This window comes from uncultured Aquincola sp. (assembly GCF_964001545.1).
Taxonomy (GTDB): Bacteria; Pseudomonadota; Gammaproteobacteria; order Burkholderiales; family Burkholderiaceae_C; genus Aquincola.
This window is the reverse complement of the sequence record NZ_CAXFDV010000179.1, coordinates 1-6,682: the sequence shown is the minus strand read 5'-3', so window position 1 is coordinate 6,682 and position 6,682 is coordinate 1. Positions and strand designations below refer to the sequence as shown.

Annotated in this window: 5 protein-coding genes; 3 read left to right on the top strand and 2 right to left on the bottom strand. The window is 71.2% G+C overall.

Annotation, left to right across the window (positions count from 1 at the left end):
* Together ABNT58_RS06115 and ABNT58_RS06110 are read right to left on the bottom strand one after the other, a co-directional pair.
* The coding region (locus tag ABNT58_RS06115) for an efflux RND transporter permease subunit (protein ID WP_348752616.1) at window positions 1–1,268 on the bottom strand (1,268 nt) is incomplete at its 3' end.
* A gap of 14 nt (window positions 1,269–1,282) precedes the next feature.
* Window positions 1,283–2,545: an efflux RND transporter periplasmic adaptor subunit gene (locus ABNT58_RS06110; protein WP_348752615.1), complete on the bottom strand. Its 1,263-nt coding sequence runs from the start codon at window positions 2,543–2,545 to the stop codon at window positions 1,283–1,285.
* A 111-nt stretch (window positions 2,546–2,656) separates the two neighbouring features.
* On the opposite strand from ABNT58_RS06110, the gene baeS reads away from it, so the two are divergent.
* The 3 genes from baeS to ABNT58_RS06095 all read left to right on the top strand — a co-directional run.
* Window positions 2,657–4,072, top strand: a complete 1,416-nt coding sequence (baeS, locus tag ABNT58_RS06105) for a sensor histidine kinase efflux regulator BaeS (RefSeq protein WP_348752614.1) — start codon at window positions 2,657–2,659, stop codon at window positions 4,070–4,072.
* The gene (locus ABNT58_RS06100) at window positions 4,069–4,749 is read left to right on the top strand and encodes a response regulator (RefSeq protein WP_348752613.1); all 681 of its coding nucleotides are present in this window, start codon (window positions 4,069–4,071) and stop codon (window positions 4,747–4,749) included. Before baeS ends, ABNT58_RS06100 begins: the two co-directional genes overlap by 4 nt.
* A 78-nt stretch (window positions 4,750–4,827) precedes the next feature.
* On the top strand, window positions 4,828–6,682 hold a 1,855-nt coding region (locus ABNT58_RS06095; RefSeq protein WP_348752612.1), incomplete at its 3' end, for an ATP-binding protein.

Genomic DNA, 6,682 nt, shown 5'->3' with positions numbered 1-6,682 from the left:
TCGTCGCGCATCACCCGCTCGACGTTTTCCACCACCACGATGGCGTCGTCCACCAGCAGGCCGATGGCCAGCACCAGGCCGAACATGGTCAGCGTGTTGATCGAGTAGCCGAAGGCCGCCAGCACGCCAAAGGTGCCAAGCAGCACCACCGGCACCGCAATGGCCGGGATCAGCGTGGCGCGGAAGTTCTGCAGGAAGATGTACATCACCACCACCACCAGCAGCATGGCCTCGAACAAGGCCTTGACCACCTCGTCGATGGAAGCGCCGATGAAGGGCGTGGTGTCGTAGTTCAGCACCGGCTCCAGGCCGGGCGGGAAGGTGGGGCGCAGCTCCTCGATCTTGGCTTTGACCGCATCGGCCACTTCCAGCGCATTGGCACCGCTGGACAGGATGACCCCCAGGCCGGCACCGGGCTGGCCGTTCAGGCGCGTGCTCACCGTCAGGTTCTCGGCGCCCAGCTCCACCCGGGCCACGTCCTTCATGCGCACCAGCGCGCCATCGGGCGTGCTCTTGAGCACCACGTTCTCGAACTGCTCGACCGTCTGCAGCTTGCTGCGCGCGGTGATGGTGGCATTGAGCTGCTGGCCGGGCAGTGCCGGCAGCGCGCCCAGCTGGCCGGCCGACACCTGCGCGTTCTGCGCATTGATGGCGGTGGACACGTCCGACGGCATCAGGCCGTACTTCTCGAGCTTGGCGGGGTCGAGCCACAGCCGCATGGCATAGCCGGTGCCCAGCGTGCGGGCCTCGCCCACGCCGTCGATGCGGCTGATGATGTCCAGCAGGTTGGTGGTGACGTAGTCGCCGATGTCGACGTTCGACATGCTGCCGTCCGCCGAGATGAAGTTCATGATCAGCAGCCAGTCGCTGCCCGCCTTGGTGACGGTCACGCCCTGGCTTTGCACCGTCTGCGGCAGCCGCGACATGGCCTGCTGCAGCTTGTTCTGCACCTGCATCTGCGCCACGTCGGGGTTGGTGCCCGCGTTGAAGGTGAGCGTGGTGCGCGAGGTGCCCGACGAACTGCTCGTCGACTGCATGTAGGTGAGGTTGTCCAGCCCCTTGAGCTGCTGCTCGATCACCTGCGTGACCGAGTCTTCCACCGTCTTGGCCGAAGCGCCGGTGTAGGTGGCGTTGATCGAGATGCGCGGCGGCGCGATGTCCGGGTACTGCTCCAGCGGCAGGTTGCGGATGGACAGCCCCCCCGCCAGCATGATGACGATGGCGATGACCCACGCGAAGATGGGCCGGTCGATGAAGAAGCGGGCCATGGCGGTGCGCTCCTTCAGCGGGTGGCGGGCAGCGCAGCGGCGGCCGCTGCGGCGGCGGCACCCGCGGTGGCGCCGCCACCGGCCGGCGCGCTGGCGCCACCGGCGCTGCTGGCCGCCGCGGCCACGGCACGCACGGTGTCGCCGGGCTTGACGCGCAGCGAGCCTTCCACGATCACCCGGTCGCCGGCCTGCAGCCCGCCCGTGACCTGCCAGCGGTTGCCGATCGCGCGGTCCACCGTCACCGGGCGCCGCGCCACCTTGTTCTCGGCATCCACCACCAGGGCCGAGGCCTTGCCGGTGGCATTGCGGCTGACTGCCTGCTGCGGCACCAGCAGCGCCTCGTCCTGCACGCCGGCCTGCAGCCGCGCGCGCACGTACATGCCCGGCATCAGCAGGCCCTGCGGGTTGGGCACCACCGCCCGCAGCGTGATGCTGCCGGTGCCGGTGTCCACGTTCACGCCGGCGAAGGCCAGCTTGCCTTCCTGCGGGTACTGGCTGCCGTCTTCCAGCACCAGCGTCGTGCGCGCCTGCCCATCGGCATCACGCTGCAGCCGGCCAGCGGCCAGCTCGCGCTTCAGGCGCAGCACCTCGGTGCTGGACTGCGTCACGTCCACGTGGATGGGGTCCAGCTGCTGCACCGTGGTCAGTGCCGTGGCCTGGTTGGCGGTGACCAGCGCGCCCGGCGTGACGGTGGACAGGCCCACCCGGCCCGAAATGGGCGCGGTGATGCGCGTGAAGCCCAAGTTGATGCGCGCGGTTTCCAGCGTGGCGCGGGCCACGCCCAGGTCGGCCTCGGCCTGCTGCAGCGCCGCCTGCGACTGCTCGTTGGCCTGCTGGCTGATGGCGTCGATCTTCACCAGCTCGGCATTGCGGCGGGCGGTGGTCTGCGCCACCGCCACCGCCGCCTCAGCCTTGCGCAGGCTGGCCTGGGCGCTGTTGAAGGTGGCCTGGAAGCTGGCCGGCTCGATCAGGTAGAGCACGTCGCCGGCCTTGACCATCGAGCCTTCGGTGAACAGGCGCTTTTGCACGATGCCCCCCACCTGCGGCCGGATCTCGGCCACCAGCCGGGCCGAGGTGCGGCCGGGCAGCTCGGTGGTCACGGCCAGCCGTTCGGGTTGCAATGTAACCACGCCCACTTCCTTGGGGCCGGCCGGTGCGGAGGCTTTCTTGTCGTCGGCCTTGGAGCAGGCGGCCAGCGCCAGGGTGGCGGCCAGCAGCAGGACGGGCAGGCGGGCGCCGCGGGTGGGTGCGGTCAGGGCAGGGCAAGGGCATTTCATGCGGGCGATGCTGGCGGACGAATGTGGAGGGATGTTGAAGGCGGTTACAAGTGCGGGCCTTGCGGCGTGGCGCTTGCACCCGGCGCCCGAACGCGGTGAGATCGGCGTGGCATGAAGATCAGCATCACGGCCCGGTTGTTTCTGGCGGTGCTGGCCATCGCTGCCTTCGCCGTGCTGGCGATGGGCGTGGCCGCGCACCTGAGCTACACCCGCGGCTTCATCGGCTACCTGAACGAACAGGCGCTGCTGCGCATGGACGCAGCCGTGCCGCGGCTGGCCCGCGCCTATGCGGCCAATGGCAGCTGGGGCTTCGTGCAGGGCAACCGGCCCGAGTGGTTCCGCATCCTGCGGGTGCCGGCCAGCGACGCAGCTTCCGTGCCCGCCAACGGCAGCGGCCGCGCGCCGCCGCAGGTGTCCGACCTCACCGGCGCGCTGCTGCGCTTCACCCTGCTGGACGAACAGGAGCGCTTCGTCGTCGGCTATGGCGCGCTGGGCGCCGATTCGGTGCGGCGCGAGATCGTGGTGGACGGCGAGCGCGTGGGCTGGCTGATGATGGCGCCGTTCCAGACCGTCAGCGGCGGTGGCGACCAGCGCTTCGAGTGGCACCAGATCCGCGCCAGCTGGGCCATCGGCGCGGTGTGCGTGCTGCTGGCCGCCGTCATCGCGCTGTGGGTGGCGCGGCGGCTGCTGCGCCCGGTGCGCCAGGTGGCGGCGGCCACCCACCGGCTGGCGGCGGGTGAATACGGCAGCCGTGTGGTGGTGGATGCCGACGACGAAGTGGGCCAGCTGGCGCGCGACTTCAACACCCTGGCCGACACGCTGGAGCGCAACGAGCGCATGCGCCGCGACTTTCTGGCCGATGTGTCGCACGAGCTGCGCACGCCGCTGGGCGTGCTGCACGGCGAGCTGGAAGCCATCGAGGACGGCGTGCATGCGATGACGCCGGCCACCGTCAAGTCGCTGCAGGCCGAGGTGGCCACGCTGAACAAGCTGGTCAGCGACCTCTACGACCTGTCGCTGGCCGACGTGGGCGCGCTCACCTACCGCAAGGCGCCGGTGGACATCGTCGACCTGCTGTGCACCACGCTCGATGCCTTTGCCGGCCGCCTGGCCGATGCCGGGCTGGCGCTGCGCACCGAGCTGCCGGCCGAGCCGCCGGTGGTGCTGGCCGACGAGCGCCGGCTGCAGCAGCTCTTCAACAACCTGATGGAAAACAGCGTGCGCTACACCGACGCCGGCGGCCAGCTGCTGGTGCGGGTGCAGGCCGAGCCTGGCGGCCAGGCCGTGAAGCTCGAGTTCGAGGACTCGGCGCCCGGCGTGCCGGCGCACCGTGTCACGCGCCTGTTCGACCGCTTCTACCGGGTGGAAGGCTCGCGCAGCCGCGCCAGCGGTGGCGCCGGGCTGGGCCTGGCCATCTGCCGCAGCATCGTGGCCGCGCACGGCGGCCGCATCGACGCCGGCCCTTCGGCGCTGGGCGGGCTGGCGATGCGGGTGGTGCTGCCCACCTCGGGCGAGGCGGCGGCATGAACGGCGCTTCCGCCCGCATCCTCGTGGTGGAGGACGAACCCAAGATGGCCAGCCTGATCGGCGACTACCTGCGCGCCGAAGGGCATGAGCCGCAGTGGATCGCCGACGGCCGCGAGGTGCTGCCGGCCATCGAAGCGCAGCCGGCCGACCTGGTGCTGCTGGACATCATGCTGCCGGGCATGGACGGGCTGGCCGTGTGCCGCGCGCTGCGCGAGCGCAGCGACGTGCCCATCGTGATGCTCACCGCCCGGGTGGAAGAGGCCGACCGCCTGCTGGGCCTGGACCTGGGCGCCGACGACTACATCTGCAAGACGCCCTTCAGCCCGCGCGAGATCATGGCGCGGGTGCGCGCCATCCTGCGCCGCGCCCGCCGCGGCCCGCCGCCCATGCCCGGCCCGCTGCAGATCGACGAGGCCGGCTGGCGCGCCAGCTGGCGCGGCGTGCCGCTGGAGCTGACGCCGGTGGAATTCCGCCTGCTCAAGGCGCTGGCCGCCACGCCGGGCCGCGTGTTCTCGCGCGACAGCCTGCTCGACCGTCTGCACGACGACGGCCGCGCCGTCACCGACCGCGCGGTGGACAGCCACGTCAAGAACCTGCGCCGCAAGCTGGAAGCGGCAGCGCCCGGCCAGGACCCCATACGCAGCATCTACGGCGTGGGCTACAAGCTGGAGCTTTAGCCGCCGAAGCGGCGCTTTAGGGGGCCACGCCCAGGGCTTTGGGCGATAAGCTGGGCCGAGCATCACTCTCCCGGTCCCATGCCGCCGCAGGACTCCAGCTTCACGCTCGATCCGGTCGAGCTGCAGCAGCGCAAGCTGGTCAATGCACGTCGCGTGCATGCGGTGCAGATTCCGCTGGTCCGCTTGATCGGCTTTGCCGTGCTGTGCTTCATGGCCGTGATCAGCACGCCCGGCAGCCGCCAGCACGATCCGGCGCTCTGGGCCCTGGTGGCCGCCAACATGGGCTACGGCCTGGTGAGCTGGGTGGTGCTGTGGCGCTTGTATGGCCGCACCGGCCGCTTCGACCTGAGCCTGCTGTTCATGCACCTCGACCTGCCGATGTGGCTGCTGACGCTGCACTGGCTGGAGCAGACGCACCTGTTCTTCGGCTACCTGCTGCTGGTGCGCGTGGCCGACCAGGTGGGCTATGGCTTCCGGCGGGCGCTCTACTTCAGCCACGTGGTGGTGGCCGGCTACCTGGCCTATGTGCTGCTGCTGGCCACGCTGGGCCTGGAAGAGGGCCGCTGGGGCGAGCGTCTGGCCCTGGCCACGGTGATGTACCTGACCGGTGGGTACCTGGCCTTCACCGGCTTCGTCACCGAGCGGTTGCGGCTGCGCACCCGCACCGCGGTGCGCACCGCGCGCCAGCTGGTGGACACGCTGGAAGGCAAGACCGGCGAGCTGGAAGCGCAGGCCCATGAGCTGCGCCTGGCGCGCCGCATGGCCGAGCAGGCCAGCGTGGCCAAGTCGCGCTTTCTGGCGATGATGAGCCACGAGATCCGCACCCCGATGAACGGCGTGCTGGGCGCCACCGAGCTGCTGCTGGGCACGCCGCTGGCCGACGACCAGCGCCGCTATGCCGAGACGGCGCGGCAATCGGGCCAGGTGCTGCTGGGCATCATCGACAACGTGCTCGACCTCTCGCGCATCGAGGCCGGCCGCATGGAACTGGCGCCCGAGCCGGTGGACCTGCGCCGGCTGGTGGACGAAACCATGGCCGTGCTGCGGCCGCAGGCCCAGTTCAAGCGCCTGCGCCTGCAGGCCGAGGTGGCGCCCGAGGTGCCGCAGCAGGTGCTGGCCGATCCGCTGCGGCTGCAGCAGGTGCTGCTGAACCTGCTGTCCAACGCCGTCAAGTTCACGCCGCACGGCCAGGTGGCGCTGCGTCTGGACTGCCAGCCGGCGGCGGCCGGCCAGCAGCTCGTGTTCGAGGTGGAGGACACCGGCATCGGCATCTCGCCGGCGCAGCGGGCGCACATCTTCGAGCCCTTCGTGCAGGCCGATTCGTCCACCACCCGCAGCCATGGCGGCAGCGGCCTGGGCCTGTCCATCGTACAGCAGCTGCTGCGGGTGATGGGCGGCGAGATCCGCGTGCACAGCACGCCGGGGCAGGGCAGCTGCTTCGTGTTCACGCTGCCGGTGCAGCCGGTGCCCGGCGTGGCGCCGGCGGCGCCATCCGCTGGGCCACGGCCGGCCGCGGTGGTGCACCGGCAGGCGCCAGCGCCCGAGCCGCCGCGCCAGCGCCGCCGGGTGCTGCTGGCCGAGGACAACGAGGTCAACCAGATGGTGCTGCGCGAGATGCTCGACCGCCTGCACTGCGAGGTGGACGTGGTGGCCGATGGCGCGCAGGCCTGCCAGGCGGTGCGGCAGCGGCCCTATGCGCTGGTGTTCATGGACTGCCACATGCCGGGCACCGATGGCTTCGAGGCCGCGCGCAGCATCCGCGCCGCCGAAGCGCGCGAGCAGCCCGGCCCGCGGCATCTGCCCATCGTGGCCCTGACCGCCGCCGCCATGCCCGAAGACCAGGCCGCCTGCCGCGCGGCCGGCATGGACGACTTCCTCAGCAAGCCGGTGACGATGGCGCAGCTGTCGGCCACGCTGGCCCGCTGGGCGCCGG